Raw genomic sequence first — 19,236 nt, forward strand, 5'->3', positions numbered from 1 at the left:
TACAGTCTGATGTGGCAGAACGTTGTATATGTGCATCATTAAAACCATTTATAGAAAAAGAAATACAAAAAAATAAGAAGTATCAAAATTATCATGTTGATGTTGAATATAATAGAAATGCTGGTCACGTATAGACAATTATTAATGATAAAGAAGAAATCATTAATATTACTTGTGATCTCATAGTCCATAGTAGAGGAGAAAATGAAAATTACGATAATTTATTAGCTTTAGAAATGAAAAAATCCTACCGATCAAATGAAGAAAAAAATCAAGATAGAAATAGATTGATCGCGTTAACTAAATCTACAAGTACAAATGAAATTTGGTCTTATGGTGAAAAAACTTACCCAAGACATGTTTGTGGATATTCATTGGGTATATATTATGAAATTGATTTACCTAATGAGATAATAATAATTGAATATTATATACAGGGAAAGTTAGTAGAAAAGTTTGAGAAAAAGTTTATAAATGTAAACAAGAAAAAAAGAAGATTATCCGAATAGTTTCTATAGTCTGTTAAGCTAAACATCATTGACAAGTTTATATTTGTCAACGGAAAATTTTAATTATCTATTGTTACGTTAACTAGGGAAAAGGTGATCATGAATACGGATTAGGCTAATAATGGGAAGTACCAATAAATAAACTACGGTAAAGAGTAGGATACAGGGATTAAGATGGAACTCTGGCTTTGTATCCAAGCATTTGAATCTCGGCTTATTCCGTATACAGCAATCCTCCCCCCGCCGCCCGCGCCCAGCTAAGCTCAAGAAGAAATAGCCGCATTGCTAAAGCTTAGCTGGTGGTCGAGTGGGGAGTCCTTTTAAAGAAAGGTCAGTTTCGAAGGTTAGTTGTCCTTCGTGACTTAGTGGTTTGGGTTAAATGAAGTATGATTTGAAAACCATTTTATAATAGACGAAAGGTATTATAGATTGCTAGACTATACGGTCTGGCCTTTTTGTTTTTTTATGAAATATTTCCACGATATTAGGAGGAAATCAAGGAAAGATGTGGAAAGTTTTATATGATAATCCAAGATAAAACATTAAGTCGAGGCGCTATATTCAGATTATTCAAATTTAATTACCAGATTATGTTTTAAGGAGAAAGAAAATGGCACTAATTCAACCAGAACAATTTAATAAGATTGAAAAGTATAGAAATACTGTTCATAAACCTACTGTTGCAACATTTACTGTATTTGAAGAGAGCGGGCAAAAATATTTTCAGATTGATACATATGGAACTGCAGAGCGTGCGATGCCAGAAAAAGTGAGCCAATCAATTCAGCTGGATAAATCGATGGCAAAAATCCTTCTTGATATTTTGAAACGTGAATTTTCATTAGGTTAAGAGGCGGCGAATCATGAAAAGTATAATCCTGCCGCCGCATGCATCGACGCTTATTGAGTCTACTCGCGCTATCGGCTATACATTAGAATCGGCAATTGCCGACATTGTGGATAACTGTATCACGGCATCGGCTTCGTGCGCAGAAATCTTCTTCTTCCCGATAGGGGATTCATACATAGCAATACTGGACAACGGTTACGGAATGAATGCTGGTGAGCTTGAGACTGCAATGCGCTATGGCAGCCAAAATCCGAATGACAAACGAGCGGCTACAGATTTAGGTCGTTTCGGGCTGGGGTTAAAAACAGCTTCTTTGTCACAGTGCCGTACATTGACAGTTGCCAGCAAAAAAGACGGCAGCATTGAAGTCTGCCGCTGGGATATTGACCATGTAATCAAAACTGGAGATTGGTCGCTCATTGTGTTGGAAACTGAAGAAGAAATTAACGGAATACCTCGCATTGATAATCTGCGTGAATTTGAAAGCGGCACACTGGTTGTGTGGCAGAATCTTGACAGGCTCAAAGTCGGCGAATTGAATTTTGACCGCTCTATGGGCAGAAAGATGGATGAAGTCCGTGCCCACCTCTCTCTGGTGTTCCATCGATACCTCAGCGGAGAAACCGGGCTGAAAAAGCTTCAGATTAAAATGAACGGTACCCCGATTAACTATTCCGACCCTTTCCTGATACGCAGAAACACACAGGTAATGGCTGATGAGGAGTTATTTATCGAAGGTGCAAAAGTAGTTGTCCGTCCATACATACTCCCTCACATTTCAAACTTATCTGCCGATGAGATAGAGGAACTTGGGGGTAAAGAGGGTTTGCGTAAAAGCCAAGGGTTTTATATATACAGGAATAAACGCCTTTTGGTTTGGGGGACATGGTTTCGCATGATGCGCCAGAGCGAGCTTTCAAAGCTGGCTCGTATTCAGGTTGATATACCAAATGATTTGGATAGTTTCTGGACGATAGATATTAAAAAATCAACGGCAATTCCCCCTGAGATTGTCAGGAACAATCTGGAATCCATTATTGAGCGGATGGCGGAACGCAGCAAGCAGACGTGGGTATTCAGGGGGAAAAAAGAAACAAATGATTCTGTCTTTCATATTTGGCAGCGGTTCAAGGGAACACAAGGAGGCTTTTTCTACGGCATTAACCGTGACCACCCTTTAGTAGAGATGTTCTTAGAGGCACCGCTGCAAATAAAGCGGAATGTCGAAGTATTATTAAAGGCTATTGAAAACGGTATTCCGCTTAATCAGCTATACCTCGACTTAACATCAGAAAAACCGTTTGAGAATGAAACTGAAGTCACGGCGAATGAAGTAGAAAGCATGCTGAAATTGCTTCTTGACCAGATGCCTTCAGTTGCAGCTAAAAAAGAGTTGCTGGACAGACTGTCCGTGTCCGATCCATTTGTAAATTATCCTAAAATCATTGAGAGGTATCAAAAGGGAGGTGCTATATAATGACTGTGACTAATGCAGAACAATTGGAGGGAATGATTTCCTCAAACATAAATACGCAATTCAAGGAAGTCCCGCCCAGTGAAGCGGAATTTGACAAGATAGCTGACACGCTCAGACAGTCACTTGCCTCATTTTGTCCTGTGACGGATCACGAATTTGAGGACTTGAAGCGAAGGCTCAAAGCCAACATAGTTGTTGTCATGGATATTGGTGTGGTGATTAAGGATGACAAACGCCCGCATCAATCTTGGCTCCCGTCACGGCGTTCTGAGCTCGACTTCTTCTTTTGGAACAGATATAAAAAGTATCTTGAAGAGATAAAACACTGGAATCCAAGGGTAACTGGAAATCTTGGGCGTGTTTCTGATGAGATTGTCGACCTTCTGGGTGACCCGAAAGCGAAAAACGATTTTCAGCGGCGCGGCCTTGTACTGGGTGATGTGCAATCAGGAAAAACCGCAAACTACACAGCCATCTGCAACAAGGCGGCAGACACGGGCTACCGGGTTATCATTGTGCTTGCGGGTATGATGGAAAATCTGCGTCAGCAAACGCAGGAACGGCTGGATGCAGAATTTTCTGGCAGGAAGAGCGAATATTTCCTTGACCCAACTAAGAAGGAAATCAGGAATGAACCCGTCGGCGTTGGAAGATACGGAACGAATAAACGCATTGCTTCTTTCACATCTGTAGTCAAGGATTTTGATATAAATATACTGAAGAGTAACGACCTGTCGCTGCTCAGTGTCAGCGATCCTGTCGTATTTGTTGTTAAGAAGAATAAGAGTATCCTCAATAATCTCATTCGGTGGCTGCGCAATAACAACGCAGTTACGGGGCAAAAAATCGATTTGCCTATGCTCCTGATTGACGACGAGGCTGATAACGCTTCTGTCAACACCAAAAAAGAGGACGAAGACCCGACGGCTATCAACCAAGCTGTTCGGACACTTTTGGCGTTGTTTCGGCAAGCGTCATATTTAGGTATAACCGCGACACCATATGCGAATATTTTCATTAATCCTGATACCACTGACGACATGCGTGGAGATGATCTGTTCCCGCGGGATTTCATATACTCTCTGGCACCGCCGTCGAACTATATTGGGGCAGATAGTATCTTTGGCGTAGAAGCACCTTTCAGAGATGCGCTTGAAGAATTACACCCGCAAGAAATGAATGCCTTTTTTCCGTTCAGCCATAAAAAAGGGCATCCGGTCACCGAGTTGCCTCCGAGCATGAAAGAAGCTATGGCGTATTTCCTGCTTATAAACGGTATTCGTGATGTGAGCGGAGATTTCAAGGCTCATCGCTCCATGATGATTCATGTCAGCAGATTTACGAATGTTCAAAATCAAATCCGTGATCTGGCAACTGAGTGGATTTTGCAAATGCGTTCTGATTTGCAAAACTACTCGCGTTTGTCTGAAACAGAAAGCAGTAAAATACCAGGCATAGCCTACTTGAAAGCTGTCTGGGACAAGTATTTACTAAGCAGAAAAGCTGGTTTGCCGGGTAATCCAATGCCGTGGCACAAGTTTCTTTCGGAGTATTTGTTTAAGGCTGCAGCACCGATAGATGTACGGGCAGTCAACCAGGAGAGCGGAGCTACAAGTCTTGATTACTTCAATCATCGAGAGGATGGCCTGCGTGTTATCGCAGTTGGCGGCAACAGCCTGTCCAGAGGGTTAACACTTGAAGGGCTTTGCGTCAGTTATTTCTACCGGAGATCACAAATGTATGACACATTGCTGCAAATGGGGCGTTGGTTCGGTTATCGTCTCGGATACGATGACCTGTTTAAGATTTGGATAAGCGTGGAGGCCATCGACTGGTACGGATACATAACAGCAGCAGCGGAGGAACTCAAGCTCGAAATAGCGAGGATGAAGAACGCCAACCTCACGCCGTTGGAGTTCGGGTTGAAGGTTCGTCAGGACCCTGCTTCCCTAATCGTCACTGCAAGAAACAAGATGCGGGCAGGGACGATGGTCAAACGCCCTGTCACTGTTTCCGGGCGCTTGCTGGAAACTCCGCGGCTAAAATCCGATGATGCATCTCTGAAAGCTAATGAGGATGTATTCATGGATTTTGTCCGTCGGCTGGATATTATAGGGCAACGAACAACTCGTGAAGACGCACGTTATTTCTGGGAGGGTGTTAACAAAGACGAAGTCGAGCAGCTTCTCCGTGATTTCAAAACTCACCCATGGCACCTCTCGTTCCAAGGGCAGGCACTTGCAGACTTTATCAGAGATAAAATGGGTAATTCCAAATGGGATGTTGTTATTGCCGAAGGCTCTGTAAAAGACGAATATACAGAATTGTATTGCGGTTCTGAGCAACTGATGATAAGACCAGAAAAGCGCACCATTATTGCGACTCGAGAACAAATCAGTATCAGCGGAACCAAGGTTCGTGTAGGCTCTGGCGGTGCAACAAAGCTGGGGTTGACGAAAAAGCAGCGGGAAGATGCTGAAGCGGCTTTCATACGGGAGCACCCTGGCAAAACTAATGTTTCCGACAGTACTTACCTAATCGAAGGACGTGCTCCTATTTTAATGTTGCACGTAATAGCCGTTGACAGAATCAGCATCGATAAAAATGGCAAGGTGCGGACACAAATCGAAGAAGGCTGCCAAGTGCCGGATTTTCTTTTCGCACTTGGTGCAGGCTTCCCATTTACAGGGTTACCCGAAGAAACAGCAAGTTATATGGTTAATATGGTTGAACTGAGCAGTTACTATGATTCGGAGGAGGATAATGATGAATGAGAACAACACCTGAAATCCTCCAAAGGCAATGGAACAGAATAGGCTACAAGGACGGCGGATTTTTGCAGATTGATACCCAGCATCCGCTTGAATGGCACATTGGATACCAGTCAATAAGCCAAAAGACCCTGTTGCTTGTTTGTGCCACGGATATTGGAACAATAGAATCCTCGAAATCTATGGCAGTAATTCTCCGCAAGAGAGAGACCGATAACCGTTGGACGCTTTCGTTTGAACTTCTGCGAAACGAGCAAGAAGGCGTATTTGCCATTCTTTGTTCTGATATTATTGAGCATTCGCGCTCGGCGTCAAATGAAAAAGAAGCATTGGCACTGGTTATCAGCCGCTACAAGCAATGGAGCCGGTTGCTGGAATCACAAAGAAGCGGGCTGATGGATGAGACTAGCCGCAAAGGATTACTGGGTGAACTCCTGTTTTTACAGGAACGCATTAAAGAAGGCGATCCCGCATTGACAGCGATACAGGGGTGGGTAGGTGCAGATGGTGCAGATCAAGACTTTGTATATGAAGATTGCTGGCACGAAGTAAAAAGCGTTGGTGCCTCTGCAGCGAGCGTGACTATTTCTTCACTTGAGCAGCTTGACTGCACCGGTGAAGGTGAGCTTGTGATAATGCGTATTGATAAGACCGCCCCCGATAAGGCGGGAGCATTGTCCCTTAACGATGCAGTAAGGCAGATCAGCAGCAATTTAACTGATGCCTCAGATGAACTGGACTTATTTCGCTCAAAACTGAGTACATACGGCTACATCGATTTACAGGAATATTCCGAACAGAAATATTACTGCTCCGGTTCGCAGCGGTACGGCGTGAACGACACGTTCCCAAGGCTTATAAGACAAAACGTTCCATCACAAGTTGAAACTTTGCATTACGAATTAAGCTTGTCCTCGTTGGCAGACTGGCTGAAAGGGTGAACAATATGGACGCACTGGAATTCCGAAAAGATTTCATAGAAGGAGTTAAAGCCGAGGCGCAAGCTACCGGCGAGGGTTCCAGCGCGTCATTCGTAAGCGCTTTTGCTCAGTATCTGCAGGAAGCAGAATTTCTGATGGACTTCACCGCTGCCTACTTTGAGGGAACAGGAAAGCGCAGCCGAAAGTTGCGAGTTGACGGATATGCATACGATGAGTTTGACAAAACTATGAGCCTGATAATCGCCGACTATGATGCTTCTGAAAGCGAGCGGGTGCTTACCAGAACTCAGGCCGGACAATTGCAGGATCGGCTAAGAGCTTTCGTAGACCATATGCTGAACTCCGCCCTTCACCGTGAAGTTGAGATGAGCAGACCCTGCTCCGATTTAGTTGACTTACTGCGAGAAAAGCGCAAGGAAATTCGCAAATACCAGCTTTTGATTTTCACGACTGCTTCTATCAGCACAGCAATAACCATACTCGAGTCTGCTGATATCGACGGGGTCCCGTCTGAGTGTCAAATATGGGACATTAACCGTTTATTCAAGGTTTGCGGTTCAGAAACGGGAAGGCACATTATTGAGATTGACTTCAAAGAGTATTCCGAGCAAGGCATTCCTTGCATGGAGGCAAGCGGTACTGAGACAAAAGATTTTAAGAGTTATCTGTGCATTATTCCTGGTGCTCTCTTGGCAGATATTTATGATAAATATGGAAGCGGTTTGCTGGAAGGCAACGTACGGTCGTTTCTATCCACAAAAGTAGCAGTAAACAAAAAAATCCGTGCTACTATTCTGCAATGCCCTGAAAGGTTCTTTGCATACAATAACGGTATTTCTGCTACCGCAATGGATATTCAAATTGAATCCAACTCACAGTGGCAATTTCTTGTTTCTGCGAGAGACTTTCAGATAATTAACGGCGGGCAGACTACTGCGTCGCTTTCAAACGCGAGGTTCCGCGATAAAGTTGATTTAAGCACCGTCTTTGTTCAAATGAAGCTGACAGTAATTGAGAGGACACTGGAAGAGGAAGCAACCGAGCTTGTTCAGAGCATTTCACGTTCCTCTAACAGTCAGAACAAAGTCAGTGATGCTGATTTCTTCTCAACCCATCCGTTCCATGTACGTATGGAGAGATTCTCTCAGCGCCTGTACGCAAGAGCAGTAGGCGGTCTTCAGCACGAAACGAAATGGTTTTATGAGCGGGCACGCGGGCAGTATCTGCAGAAGCAGATGCGAATGACTGCTGGTGAGAAAAAGAAGTTCCTTCTCCAGCATCCGAAGAATCAGCTCATAACGAAAACTGACCTTGCAAAGGTTCGGAACACATGGAAGGGTTTGCCTTATACTGTAAGCCGGGGTGCGCAAACGAACTTTGCCGAGTTTGCGAAAATGACAAGTGAAGAGTGGGAAGCGTCTGATGACGGACTTGTTTTCAACGAAAAGTATTTTCAAGAAAGCGTTGCTTTAGTCATGATATTTAGGTATAGTGAACTGATGGTGACACGTCAGCCATGGTATTCCCAAGGCTATCGTGCCAATATTGTAACCTATACAATTGCTCTATTACATAAGCTTATACAGAAACAGTTTCCGGGAATGGATTTGGATTTGATGAATATCTGGACACGTCAAAACGTCCCGGATGCTGTTGCCAGTGCTCTGACCGAGTTATCAGAACTTGTTTATGATAAGCTGACGAATCCGAAAAGAGGAGTTGAAAACGTCACCCAGTGGTGTAAACAAGAAGGGTGTTGGAAAAGCATTCAAAGTGTTGAGTACAGATTATCATCTGCAATTAAGGCATGCCTTATCGGGCGAGAAGAGCTAAAAGTCGCTGAAAGGGAAGCTAAGTATGACCAGCGGATAGATTCGGATACAGAAATTATGACTAAGATTATAGAACTTCCTCAAAGGCAATGGCAAAACGCTCTGAGTTTTGCCACGAGCAGGCGGCTTATTACGCCAGATGAACACACTGCCTTACGAATTGCATGTCAGATACCTCAAAAGATACCAACCTCGATCCAATGCAAAAGACTTCTTGCTGTGCTGGAACGGTTACAGGAGGAGGGATTCAAGCTATGAATTCTAACACAGAATCAAAGTACAGCGTTGTGGATTTGTTTGCCGGCGCAGGCGGGCTTAGCTATGGATTTCTTCAAACAGGCAGATTCTCCATAAAGGCGGCCTTTGAGAACAGCCAAAATGCACAGAAAACTTATAAGCGTAACCATGGAAATACTGCGGTTTATAATGACGTTGCCGAAGCCCTTGGCGATGACGTAAAAGTGAAACTAGGCAAAGTAGACGTTGTCATCGGAGGACCACCGTGCCAAGGGTTTTCCAATGTAAATCGGCAGAAAAATCATGCCATCAGCCAAAATAATTCACTCGTAAAGAAGTTCGTCCAGGTCGTCCTTCATCTGAATCCGAAAGCTTTCGTGATGGAGAACGTGAGCATGCTGCAGTCGGATATTCACCGTTTTTATGTGGATGAAACCGATGCGGAAACTATAAAAAAATACAGCATTAAAACCACCCCCTCAGAGATTCGGCTTCTTGAGTCAGAGTTCATATTTCCGGGTATTGCTGATATTGCAAAAAACATGGCACGGATTTCAAGTTATCTATGGAAAGAGAACGACTATTTATCGCTCAATGTAGTATTCAAAACACTTAATAATCCTAAAAAGCTTTGCGCTTCGTTGGAAACACACAAAAAAAGGCTTCTTGCTCTCGCGAACAACCTTATTGCGGCATTTGATGAAAACGACTCTATTTTGAAACACTCATATGATGCAGGTGTGGCAATACAAAGTTATTTTACCGTTTCCGCAACCTACGAGGCCGCCGAAAGAGTTTGCAGGGCGATCATGCCAGCAATTATGCTCCAGAGAATGCTCTCAAAGGCAAAGGAAATATTGGATAACCGTATCGTGGTTGACCACTATTCAACAGAGGATGGTCTTGTTGCCCATGTCACTTCTATGGCGGTGATTGACTATATTGAATCCATTCTGGGAGCCACAAGCACAAGATACTGCATAAATTATGGCGTTTTACCGGCCGTTTCCTTTGGTGCGCCTCAAAAGCGGATGCGCTTTGTTCTTATCGGTGTAAAAAAATCCATATGTGCTGATGTTAAGCTTCCAACCGGTACGTTCACTGAAGCAAACTACCGTACGGTTAAAGATGCGATTAAGGACTTAGAGGAAATTGAAACGGCAACTGAGGTGTCTGACGGTGATCAAGGAATACAGGTGCCTGACGCTCTGAAAGACATAAGTGAGCTTGGAAAACAACTGCGTGACTCAAAAAATCTCTGCAATCACGTTTCTACTGCAACAACCCCAGACGCACTGAAGCGTTTTATGGCGATTAAGCAAGGAGAGAATTTTCACAGCTTGCCGCCAGAACTTAAAACCACTTACTCTGATACGGAGCGCACTCAGAATACTATTTATCTGCGTTTAAAGTACGATGAACCATCTGGAACAGTTGTCAATGTCCGAAAATCTATGTGGATTCATCCGGTAAAACACCGCGCCCTCAGTATTCGGGAAGCAGCGCGCTTACAGACGTTCCCTGACAGTTTCGTATTCTGCGGAACTAAGGATTCACAATATCAGCAGGTAGGCAATGCAGTGCCGCCAATTTTGGCAAAGGCGATAGCAGAGCATCTGTGCGGATATCTGGATTGTGAAAGTAAATAGCTTGACCGGAGAGGAGCCATTTCGGAGGCGGTCATATGGCAGATACGCATTCTAAAGAAACCAGAAGTTATAATATGTCGCAAATCAGAAGCCGGAACACAAAACCGGAGACCATGGTGCGGAAATTTCTTTTTTCCAAAGGACTGAGGTTCAGAAAAAATGACAAGAGGTATCCTGGTCATCCTGATATTCTTCTTCCGAAATACAAAGCAGCTGTGTTCATAAACGGCTGTTTCTGGCATTGTCACGAAGGATGTCCTGATTTTATACTTCCAAAGTCCAATCAGGACTACTGGGAACCGAAGCTTGAGAAAAACCGCAATCGTGATAAGGAAAACTACATGGCTCTCAGAAAAGATGGGTGGGATGTGCTTATCGTCTGGGAATGTGAACTGAAAAAGGCTGTCAGAGATGAGCGGCTTGAGCATTTGTATCTTCAGATAACCAAAAGTTTCGAAAAGCTCCGCCACGAAGGATTTTAAATTTTTATTTATTAAATTCTCCACCACGGGATTACGACGGGATGGAGCGGGGTGCTACTTCAAGATAAGTAATATTGTTTGCTTAACAGAGGTGCTGAAAATGGATGAAGCTGATAACTTCAACTTCAACAAATATTGGGGTCCTGACGACTATCGGCCAAGAGTCGTTTTCAAGCGCGGTTCGGATATGCAATGTGTATATTGCGGTGAGCCAGCCAACACAAGAGAGCATTGTCCTTCGAAAGTTTTTCTTACCAAGCCATACCCATCCGATTTGCCTGTAGTCCCTGCGTGTGAAAGATGCAATAACGGATTTTCTTCTGACGAACTGTACACAAAAGCGTTTGTCGAGGCGTATGAACATCATTGCTCGTATAAATCGAAGACAAAACTGTCAGAAAGAAAAGAGGTTATGGAGGCGCAACGGAAATTTGAAGAATGCGTCAGTTCTGGTGAAATTCATTTTGACGATAAAATTGCCAGAATCCTGATAAAGCTTGCAGTATGCCACATAACATATGAACTTACTACTGGTTTCCATACTGACTCTTGGGAAGGCATTCCTGAATATGTTTCCTATACATTTCGACCAAACATGACAACTGAAGAAATTGATTCTTGGGATGACTTCATTCCTATGAATGATAACATCCTGCCTGTCATAGGCTCTCGAGCATTTAATCAAATCTATGTTCTCGAGCCAGTAATGTCTGCTACAGAAGGTACAGGAGAAATTACAAGGCCTTTCGCTGTAATGGACTGGATCGATGTTCAAAATGACAACTACAGATATGTTTGTTGGCTTGACGGCATCTATATACACGTTAAGGTTGCCATTGATGAATTTATGTATGCTAAGGCTGTTTTTAAGCATAAAGATAATTGAATAAAGATTTAAACGAAAGTGGTAAAGAGACAGTTAAAGAGAGGCGAATATCCCTTGCAGGACAACGCCTCTCCTTTGCTTTTCCGTATAGGTTTGGGGTATGGTTCAACAAGTTTTCCTATTAAACCCGCCTTTTGCTTCTTCATTTACCTGTCTGGGCTTTGACGATTTTCAAAGCCAATATGGTTCATCGCATTTCAGTAGTACTCGAGGAAAGGCTTCCCTGTGGTCAACCTTCCCATGGGGTATCCCCTGGGGTACGAACTCAACACAATGGGTAACTAATCTGAAATTATAAAAGCCTAGAAAGTCATACTTGGCAGCATGTTAGTGAGCTCTTCCTAACGTGCGCCTGGTGAAAAATAGCGGGAAATGAGGAGTATCCAGCTAGTGAAATTGAGCCAGAAGAGACTCTTCATGAAGCAGAAGAGAATGGGGACTGATAATTCAAAAATGCGTTTTAGGTCTGCTTGGCGGGAAAGCCAACCAAAACAAAAAGCATTTAAGGTTAAAGATTTCGGGAGATGCAGCGTTAATATTGGAGATTCACGTGAGTTCTTGTTCTAAATTGCTAAAGACATCCGTGTTAAAAAAGTCCGACAGTGAGATTTCTAAACCATCACACAACTTTTTAATGGTTACAATACCAGGGTTCAGGCTCTCATCATTTAGGATGCTTTTTATAGTCGATTGCGGTACGGCGGCACGATAGCTCAAAGCATTGGGCGTTATATTCCTTGCTTTGCATAGTTCAACAATTCTATTCGCTACTGCTTTTCTCGTATCCATGAATACACCTCCTAGTGAGTTATCACTAATTAAAGCATACAGAAGAAGAATAAGTTTTGTTAGTGATATAGCACTAAGGTATATTATGTGTCATAATTAGTTATATAACACTAATTATGCAGAGAGGTGTATTTCACGTGCCAGATTATAAGGAAATGTATTTTCAACTTGCCGCCAAAGTGGCAAATGCTGTTGATATTCTTGTAGAAGCGCAGCAGCAAGGAGAACACGATTATTCTAAAGAAGAAAGCCCGGTTATTTTGCTTAAAAATTCTAGTCCAGAAGAGAAGGGTAGTGATCAAGCATGATGATCATTTTTAAACAATCATAAAGAATTTTATGAGGAGCGTAAAATGTGCGGATCAAGATAGTGTCTATGGCGTTAAGGTTTTAAAAGGGGCGAAATTTTCAACGGAATTAATCTACGGGGCTCGCAAAAAGATCTCTTAAGGTTCCTAACAACTCACTTTCAAGATGATGAAGAGTTAAAGGAGTTTCTCAATTATAGGATTGATTTACGGCCAAGAGTGATTGGGGTTTAATTTGACGTGTAGACTAGAATTTGCTTGGCATAGGTTTCAATTGTGTCATGAAGACTCAGCGCTAAAAGTATCATAATTTTCTTTATGTCTAGTAAGCGAAACGAAAATTTTCAGGAGTAGTGAGACTTGACGATTAGAGAATAGGACAATTTATTTCTCACATAACCTTTCCTTAGGAGGATTGGGGGTGTGTTCCTATGCCCGGGCATATTAATTGGATTAGATTGTCCCAAATATTTCTGGACCCTTTATTTGCATGTAAAGAGGATACGCGATTAACAGCCGATATTAGAATAAACAAATTGGACAATCCATTAATCGTCGAGGGGCTAATCAACGATCACTATATTCTTGTAGACGGCTATAAGAGGTATATAAGTCTGGTTCACCTCGGATGGGAAAGTGTCCAATGTACTATCGAACCAGTTTCGGACCCTGCTTACCGCATCGCAAAGCGGTTGCGTCGGGACTACAATAAGCAAAAAATGCGCAGTTCAGAACGGATCCGTTACGTCCATTGGTTGTTAGGTCTGCAGTGGGATATCAACATGATTAGAAAGGAAACTGGCATTGCCCGGGCAGTAGTTCGTAAATACGAAAAGATTCGTGATATACCTCAGGAGTATAAGGACATTATTAAGTCCTTAAAGCTTGGCCACGAGGCACTTTTAGCTTTAGATAGAATGCAAACCCGTGTTCCCGGTAGAATTTTTTATCAGATAGTCGATGAGCTCAACCGGAATAGTTCAGAAATTTTTGGTTATCATGTGGGGGCAATTGAATACTTAACGAAGGTCGTCGAATTTAGTAGGCTGCCAGAAAGAGCCGTCAAGCGTGCAGTTCACAAAACCATCATTTATAATACCTTTAAGCAGAAAGAAGCAAAAAGATTGTTGATATTGAGGCTGTAGTTTCTGGAATTACGCAGGATGACTCATTAATTGAGCAATGCACGGATTTTATTATTAAAGAGGCTAACGAATTAGCTAATATTGTTTCACATAATCTAATGAAAAACGCCACTCCACTGCAACGGAAACAGATTGTGGCAGTATTTGAGAAGTGTCTGGAAAAAGCAAGATCAAATACGAACAGGTGGGATTGGTCACGCCGTTAATAATTAAATTTGAAGCTATGATTAAGTGAATATCAAAAGACATGGACAAATTCGTCCATGCCTTTTGACCTTTTAAGCACATTTCGAGACTGGATTTGGTTACCATTAACCAAATCCCAGCCTCAATAAGGCCTTTTCAACAATGCTGGCTGTGATGTATTTCGGATTAATCCTATTAATATCTAGTATAATCTCTCTAGCATGTGTGGCAGGGAGCCCGCCAGATTCCACTAACATACAAATAAGTTCAATGCCCCAAATTAGCGTTACGCCTTCAGATTCACACATTTGCCTTAATGGTTTATCATTAGTCACACAAGTCCAACCAAAACTTTTGGCGAGAATTAAACATAAGTTATCTTGAAATGATAATGATCCTTTTTTCTCTGCGGCTAACATAACCTGGTCTAGTTCAGGTTCGACAAGTTTAATTCCCAGTTCAGCGCAATCACTATCGTTAATTTCGCTAATTTCATCTAAAACAGGAGTTGCTAAATATACTTGACCAACGTTAGTAGAAATCAATTTAATAATCGTTCTGTCACATTTTAAGAAATCAATAAGAATATTAGCATCTAATATCAAAAATCGACTCTTTGTAATTGCCGCCATTCATTATACCCACGAAGAAACTATTTCTCGCATGGCTTCAAGATCAAGGCCGAGGATCTCAGCTCCACGGCTCATGGTAATTTCATCCCTTTCAATAGCTTTGCGGACCAATCTGGATAAACGATCTTCTACAAAGTGAGACGATGATAAGGAGTCTGGTTCAAGGGAACGCAATACTTCTGGAGTTTGTTGGAATTTGTCTGGGGACAAAGCTTCAGGTTCGTCAGTAATGCTTAGGGTTTTGCCAGTTTTTAATTTATAGGCATGTTGAAATTTTCCCCATATAGATTTTTCTAAACTTTCAGAAAGGCGATACAGGACTGTCTTGTAACTAACCTGAAATATTCGCTTTACTTTGAGAACACGACTAATAAAAGGCAAGCCATAAGCGTCGGCCCATTCTGATTCAAAAGCAGCATCGGGCATTAAGAAATGGGACGCAAAAACATTAGCCTCTACTTCCTGATCAGGTTCTTCTGCGCTTAATCCCACATCATAAGCGTCAAAATGCAAAAGTAAATGTCCAAGCTCGTGGGCAGCGCTGAAAATCCATCGCTCAACAGAAATCCGTTCCCAAACGTTAACGATAATAGCAGGCCCCCCATCTTCTTCTGAAACGGATAAGCCAAAGAAGCCATCGGATGCAAGACTTAGGGGGTATACTTTTATCCCACTTGAATCAAGTAAACCGGCGATATCGCGGATTGGTTCTTTCACTTTGAGTCCAAATAATTCTCTAGCCTGCTCAGCTGCGTATTTAGCTCTATTAGTTCTGTCATGCATTAAAGATAGTTTGTTGGCTAGGTCATGAAATTGATAATCTTCACGATCATTTAATAAATTTTCCAGATAATTATAATCGTCAAGCCATTGTGCTACTTCGTTCAATATATTGTCCCGACTATTCATTCTCTTCAACGCTCGAAATCGCACCTTATTTAAGGTTCGAATCGGGACGAACAAATCTTGGAGTTTTACTCCAATGCCAGAAGCAATATTTTGTAAGGTCGATACTTTTGGGGTTGAGATGCCATTTTCGATATTCCGATAGGCAACTCTAGAAATTCCGGCAGAATCGGCAACTTGTGCTTGACTTAAACCTTTGGCTTCACGAATTCGGCGGAGGTTCACGCCAATATTTTTTTGGTCCATTTACACCACCCTTTTATTCTATTATATACAAAAAAACAATACTTGAATACATGATAACCAAACTTGTCAAAGAAATATTTGGGTTGTATAATGATATTGCGAAACTGATTTTCCTACTAACGAAGAGAGGGGGTGTCAAATTGGCCAAGAATTCAGGTGATAACCATAGACACGGTGCAGTGTGCAACCGTTCTCAAGCTTACAACCCCAAAAACGATTCGTGGGTGAAACGTGATAGTAAGACTGGTAGAGTTATGGATGTTAAGTTGGGCGGGAACCCGTTTAAAGGAGTTACTAAAGAAAAGTAACTTTGAAAGAGGTGGTTTACTATGCAAGTGTTAGAAATGTAAGAAGAACATCCTGGCCGATGCTCTTCTTAGAGTGACTTTCTTGTGTTTTAAAGCAACAAAGCGGATAGTTAAGGTCTTGGCAACCTTACTAACTCGCCAAGTCCAGGGAAAACGAATTCTCCTTTGGGACTTGATTAAATATACTATATGTTTGTTCGCCACACTTTATGAAGTTTCTGCTGGACTTGTGCTAAGTTACGGAGATTTTAGTTAATTTCCTAACTCAAAGTCTAAATTTGAAAGGATAGGGTAACTTAATATGAGTGGAAATGAAATCAAACTTAATATTACGATTATTGTTGATGGTCTTCCTAAATCTGAAGATTATCCCAAAGCAATGAAAGTTGAAGAGATAATCAAAAAGAACATTCCAGCCGGCGAAAAGAAGAATTGGAGTAATTACCAGTTGAGCGACCGTAACCGAGTCTTGGGCCCTTTAATGTCACTTGAGGGAAATAACGTTAGCGAAAATGATACTTTGGCCCTGACCAAAAAGGACGGCGGGGGCGGTGCTTTGTGATTACTGATCGGACGTTATCCAATGACATTACCAAGAAATCAACTAAAGTTGGAAAGAACCAATTAAGCGCTTACCTTTTAATCAATAATACATTCTTATGATTAGATAAAGGCCTTATATGTTTTCTATATTTGAGCAGTGTAGGCCATGTCTTTTTTTATTGGTTATGCATTTATTGCAACTTATGCAGTCTGCCACTGACTTACTTCCTGACTTGAACAAATAGGGAAGGTCTGGTTCTCGAATCAGTGGACGGCTCAAGGAAACAAAATCTGCATCTTTACGAGAGACTATTTCTTCCATCACATCCGCCGAGCGAAGGCCACCGACCAAGATAATAGAGCAGTTTTCGATTTTCTCTTTGAATAATTGGGTATATGCGCGATTATAAGCCTCCTTTTCCTTAGTGACTATATTTGTGCGTGACTCCGGTAATACTGCTGGTTGCCACCCTATTTCTTCTGGTCTTCTTACTATCGTTTCCCACATACAGCAACTCACTTCAAGGGCTGCGAAGCCTACCTCAGACAGTATTTTTCCAAGGCGTAGCGATTCATTCGGATCAATTCCTCCCTCAACAAAATCGTTGCCGTTAATTTTAGCGAAAATCGGAAAATCTGAACCGACTTGTTTTACAGAATGCTTGTATATCTCCGAAAGTACCCTGACCCTGTTTTCGGTACTACCCCCGTACATATCTTGGCGCCGGTTGGTATGGGGGGAAAGAAATGAACTTAATAGCCATCCATGCGCAGCATGAAACTGCACAGCATCGAATCCAGCATCCCTGGCCCGTCTGACAGCAGCGGAACAGGCTTTAATAAATTTATCCACCTCTTCAAAGGACATTTCACGTGGTATCCTGCCAGTTGAAGGGTCTATAACGGCAGATGGAGCCACGGTCTCTTTTTGAAGTCGACGCGGGAATTGTCTCCCACAATGCCCTATCTGAAGTGCGATCTTGCAGCCGTCTCCTGAGTTGTGCACTGCTTCTACAACTTTCCTAAGTCCTTTAATGCAGTCATCACTTTCCACTCCGATCATGTGGGGAAGACCGCCATTTTTTATTGGATGGGCATAGCCTGTAATGATAAGACCTACTCCGCCTGAAGCAAGGCGGCGGTGAAGTTCAATATAACCATCGGTAACATTTCCGTGCTCATCGGCAAGTTCTTCGAAGGTGGCTGAACGTATAAGGCGGTTTTTAACAATCATATTTCCAATGGACGCTTCTGAAAATAAATTCGGATAGGGAATAGACATTTTATACACCTCTCTTTAAATGATTCAGATTCTCGGAAAATCATAGCCTAGCATACTAAATGGTTATCCGACTAAATATCTATAAAGAATATAATATATATTCAGTCCATAGGCAATGGTTTTAATATTTTTGCGTAGTCCTGCAGTTTCAGGAGAATACCGAATGAGGGATGCGTTGTCCCTGTCTGTTTTTCATCACCGAATAGTGCTACCTGGTGCTTAAGTGATACACCTACCAATACTACATCGGCAGCGTTTACAGTTGCTGTAACAAACATTTCATCAGGATCAACGACCTCGGCAGCCTTTTCTTTGCCGGTTGACACCGATATAGCTGGCCCTAAATGCCGGTAAAAAACTTAAGATGGACACCCCCAATATCGGTGGTGTTCCCTATAGGGATTATAGCCAGATTACCAGTGACACATATATGCTGACACCGGTGGGCAGTGACGACACGACGGTCGGGTCTTGCTTTCTTCGGAACTGACGGGGATTACTGCTTGGACGATACCACTATTCAGCGTTACATGGGGTTGTGGAGCGAGGGCCAGGCAGTAATTGAATCTGTGATATCCGATATTACTCCGGTTTGGCTCTGATATTGATGACGAACAAAGTAAAGAATCGCAAATAGTTGAATATGAGATATAAAGCAAGCACAAAGTTATTAAACAGCGTGTGCTACATAGTGAAAGAACCCTTCGGGATGATTATATCAATCCGAAGGGTTCTTGAAGTATTTGACAGGATTATTATATTCAAGGAAAAAATTTCAAATATTTTGATTAAAATGCATTGACTAAATATAGAAAAATAATATATTATATGTTCAGTCCTATTGCATTGTACATTGCATAATGGTACTAAAAAGGAAAGACGTAATAAATGAAATTTGAAATATTTTTCTAAACCAAATACAAACATTATTGAACGTGCTTGAATCTCTGTAAGGGATTGTATCATGGTAAAGACCTGAGGGGCACCGGAGTTTTTATTTTAATCAAAAATAGTAATCCTGACCTTGCGCAAGGGGAAGTTCGTGGTACATCTGGACTTTATAAGCAGTCCATCGGTGGTTGTATTTCAATGTGGAGGTGATTTGTGAAATAAGAGTTAAATGGGCATTTATTATCCGTTATGACCTCGCGAGTGATCATTCTCTTCTTGAATTCCAGTTAATAATTATCATTAATACACCCGGCGTTCCCAGTATTGTTTTCTCATTGAGTAAGTACTAAGGTTGATAAATAATAC

The 19,236-nt window shown here is 42.0% G+C and carries 17 protein-coding genes; 12 read left to right on the forward strand and 5 right to left on the reverse strand.

Going from position 1 to position 19,236, the window contains the following annotated elements; all coding sequences use genetic code 11:
- Positions 1-1,119: 1,119 nt before the first annotated feature.
- From DSOL_RS23355 to DSOL_RS23390, 8 genes are all read left to right on the forward strand, one after another.
- Positions 1,120-1,359, forward strand: a complete 240-nt coding sequence (locus tag DSOL_RS23355; protein WP_075367149.1) for a methionyl-tRNA formyltransferase — start codon at positions 1,120-1,122, stop codon at positions 1,357-1,359.
- 13 nt (positions 1,360-1,372) lie between these two features.
- Positions 1,373-2,836 carry an ATP-binding protein gene (locus DSOL_RS23360; protein WP_075367150.1) on the forward strand — a complete coding sequence of 488 codons (1,464 nt, stop codon included), beginning with the start codon at positions 1,373-1,375 and terminating at the stop codon, positions 2,834-2,836.
- Positions 2,836-5,610: a Z1 domain-containing protein gene (locus DSOL_RS23365; RefSeq protein ID WP_075367151.1), complete on the forward strand. Its 2,775-nt coding sequence runs from the start codon at positions 2,836-2,838 to the stop codon at positions 5,608-5,610. The genes DSOL_RS23360 and DSOL_RS23365 overlap by 1 nt, the downstream gene beginning before the upstream one ends.
- A complete protein-coding gene (locus DSOL_RS23370; protein WP_075367152.1) occupies positions 5,607-6,548 on the forward strand; it encodes a PD-(D/E)XK motif protein in 942 nt (313 codons plus the stop codon). The genes DSOL_RS23365 and DSOL_RS23370 overlap by 4 nt, the downstream gene beginning before the upstream one ends.
- 5 nt (positions 6,549-6,553) lie before the next feature.
- On the forward strand, positions 6,554-8,638 hold the full coding sequence (locus DSOL_RS23375; protein WP_075367153.1) for an AIPR family protein: 2,085 nt from the start codon (positions 6,554-6,556) through the stop codon (positions 8,636-8,638).
- On the forward strand, positions 8,635-10,266 hold the full coding sequence (locus DSOL_RS23380) for a DNA cytosine methyltransferase (protein WP_075367154.1): 1,632 nt from the start codon (positions 8,635-8,637) through the stop codon (positions 10,264-10,266). The genes DSOL_RS23375 and DSOL_RS23380 overlap by 4 nt, the downstream gene beginning before the upstream one ends.
- A gap of 35 nt (positions 10,267-10,301) precedes the next feature.
- Positions 10,302-10,748: a very short patch repair endonuclease gene (locus DSOL_RS23385; RefSeq protein WP_075367155.1), complete on the forward strand. Its 447-nt coding sequence runs from the start codon at positions 10,302-10,304 to the stop codon at positions 10,746-10,748.
- Positions 10,749-10,848: 100 nt separating this feature from the next.
- Complete coding sequence (locus DSOL_RS23390; RefSeq protein WP_075367156.1) at positions 10,849-11,634, forward strand: hypothetical protein; 786 nt, start codon at positions 10,849-10,851, stop codon at positions 11,632-11,634.
- Positions 11,635-12,180: 546 nt separating this feature from the next.
- Here DSOL_RS23390 and DSOL_RS23395 read toward each other — a convergent pair.
- A complete protein-coding gene (locus DSOL_RS23395) occupies positions 12,181-12,423 on the reverse strand; it encodes a helix-turn-helix transcriptional regulator (protein WP_075367157.1) in 243 nt (80 codons plus the stop codon).
- A 137-nt stretch (positions 12,424-12,560) separates the two neighbouring features.
- On the opposite strand from DSOL_RS23395, the gene DSOL_RS28205 reads away from it, so the two are divergent.
- Positions 12,561-12,731 (forward strand): hypothetical protein, encoded by a 171-nt coding sequence (locus DSOL_RS28205; RefSeq protein ID WP_170871600.1) that lies wholly within the window; start codon positions 12,561-12,563, stop codon positions 12,729-12,731.
- Positions 12,732-13,162: 431 nt separating this feature from the next.
- A complete protein-coding gene (locus DSOL_RS23400) occupies positions 13,163-13,876 on the forward strand; it encodes a ParB N-terminal domain-containing protein (protein ID WP_075367158.1) in 714 nt (237 codons plus the stop codon).
- 311 nt (positions 13,877-14,187) lie between these two features.
- Here DSOL_RS23400 and DSOL_RS23410 read toward each other — a convergent pair whose 3' ends face one another.
- Positions 14,188-14,694, reverse strand: a complete 507-nt coding sequence (locus DSOL_RS23410; RefSeq protein ID WP_075367160.1) for a PIN domain-containing protein — start codon at positions 14,692-14,694, stop codon at positions 14,188-14,190.
- A gap of 3 nt (positions 14,695-14,697) precedes the next feature.
- Entirely contained in the window at positions 14,698-15,846 is a 1,149-nt protein-coding gene (locus tag DSOL_RS23415) for a helix-turn-helix domain-containing protein (RefSeq protein WP_075367161.1), read from the reverse strand.
- 140 nt (positions 15,847-15,986) lie between these two features.
- Here DSOL_RS23415 and DSOL_RS28210 point away from each other — a divergent pair, with 140 nt between their 5' ends.
- Complete coding sequence (locus DSOL_RS28210) at positions 15,987-16,154, forward strand: hypothetical protein (protein WP_170871601.1); 168 nt, start codon at positions 15,987-15,989, stop codon at positions 16,152-16,154.
- A 301-nt stretch (positions 16,155-16,455) separates the two neighbouring features.
- On the forward strand, positions 16,456-16,716 hold the full coding sequence (locus tag DSOL_RS23420; RefSeq protein ID WP_075367162.1) for a hypothetical protein: 261 nt from the start codon (positions 16,456-16,458) through the stop codon (positions 16,714-16,716).
- A gap of 114 nt (positions 16,717-16,830) precedes the next feature.
- Here the strand turns inward: DSOL_RS23420 and DSOL_RS23425 are convergent, their stop codons facing one another.
- Positions 16,831-17,979, reverse strand: coding sequence for an oxidoreductase (locus tag DSOL_RS23425; RefSeq protein WP_075367163.1), 1,149 nt, complete (start codon positions 17,977-17,979; stop codon positions 16,831-16,833).
- Positions 17,980-18,080: 101 nt separating this feature from the next.
- Positions 18,081-18,305 (reverse strand): hypothetical protein, encoded by a 225-nt coding sequence (locus tag DSOL_RS23430; RefSeq protein ID WP_075367164.1) that lies wholly within the window; start codon positions 18,303-18,305, stop codon positions 18,081-18,083.
- Between the last annotated feature and the right edge of the window lie 931 nt (positions 18,306-19,236).

Source organism: Desulfosporosinus metallidurans, assembly GCF_001936615.1.
In the GTDB taxonomy this organism is placed as follows: Bacteria; Bacillota; Desulfitobacteriia; order Desulfitobacteriales; family Desulfitobacteriaceae; genus Desulfosporosinus; species Desulfosporosinus metallidurans.

Coding starts and splice junctions, on each gene's coding strand:
- DSOL_RS23355 (WP_075367149.1), top strand. CDS start 1,120: ATGGCACTAATTCAACCAGAACAATTTAATAAGATTGAAAAGTATAGA.
- DSOL_RS23360 (WP_075367150.1), top strand. CDS start 1,373: ATGAAAAGTATAATCCTGCCGCCGCATGCATCGACGCTTATTGAGTCT.
- DSOL_RS23365 (WP_075367151.1), top strand. CDS start 2,836: ATGACTGTGACTAATGCAGAACAATTGGAGGGAATGATTTCCTCAAAC.
- DSOL_RS23370 (WP_075367152.1), top strand. CDS start 5,607: ATGAGAACAACACCTGAAATCCTCCAAAGGCAATGGAACAGAATAGGC.
- DSOL_RS23375 (WP_075367153.1), top strand. CDS start 6,554: ATGGACGCACTGGAATTCCGAAAAGATTTCATAGAAGGAGTTAAAGCC.
- DSOL_RS23380 (WP_075367154.1), top strand. CDS start 8,635: ATGAATTCTAACACAGAATCAAAGTACAGCGTTGTGGATTTGTTTGCC.
- DSOL_RS23385 (WP_075367155.1), top strand. CDS start 10,302: ATGGCAGATACGCATTCTAAAGAAACCAGAAGTTATAATATGTCGCAA.
- DSOL_RS23390 (WP_075367156.1), top strand. CDS start 10,849: ATGGATGAAGCTGATAACTTCAACTTCAACAAATATTGGGGTCCTGAC.
- DSOL_RS23395 (WP_075367157.1), bottom strand. CDS start 12,423: ATGGATACGAGAAAAGCAGTAGCGAATAGAATTGTTGAACTATGCAAA.
- DSOL_RS23400 (WP_075367158.1), top strand. CDS start 13,163: ATGCCCGGGCATATTAATTGGATTAGATTGTCCCAAATATTTCTGGAC.
- DSOL_RS23410 (WP_075367160.1), bottom strand. CDS start 14,694: ATGGCGGCAATTACAAAGAGTCGATTTTTGATATTAGATGCTAATATT.
- DSOL_RS23415 (WP_075367161.1), bottom strand. CDS start 15,846: ATGGACCAAAAAAATATTGGCGTGAACCTCCGCCGAATTCGTGAAGCC.
- DSOL_RS23420 (WP_075367162.1), top strand. CDS start 16,456: ATGAGTGGAAATGAAATCAAACTTAATATTACGATTATTGTTGATGGT.
- DSOL_RS23425 (WP_075367163.1), bottom strand. CDS start 17,979: ATGTCTATTCCCTATCCGAATTTATTTTCAGAAGCGTCCATTGGAAAT.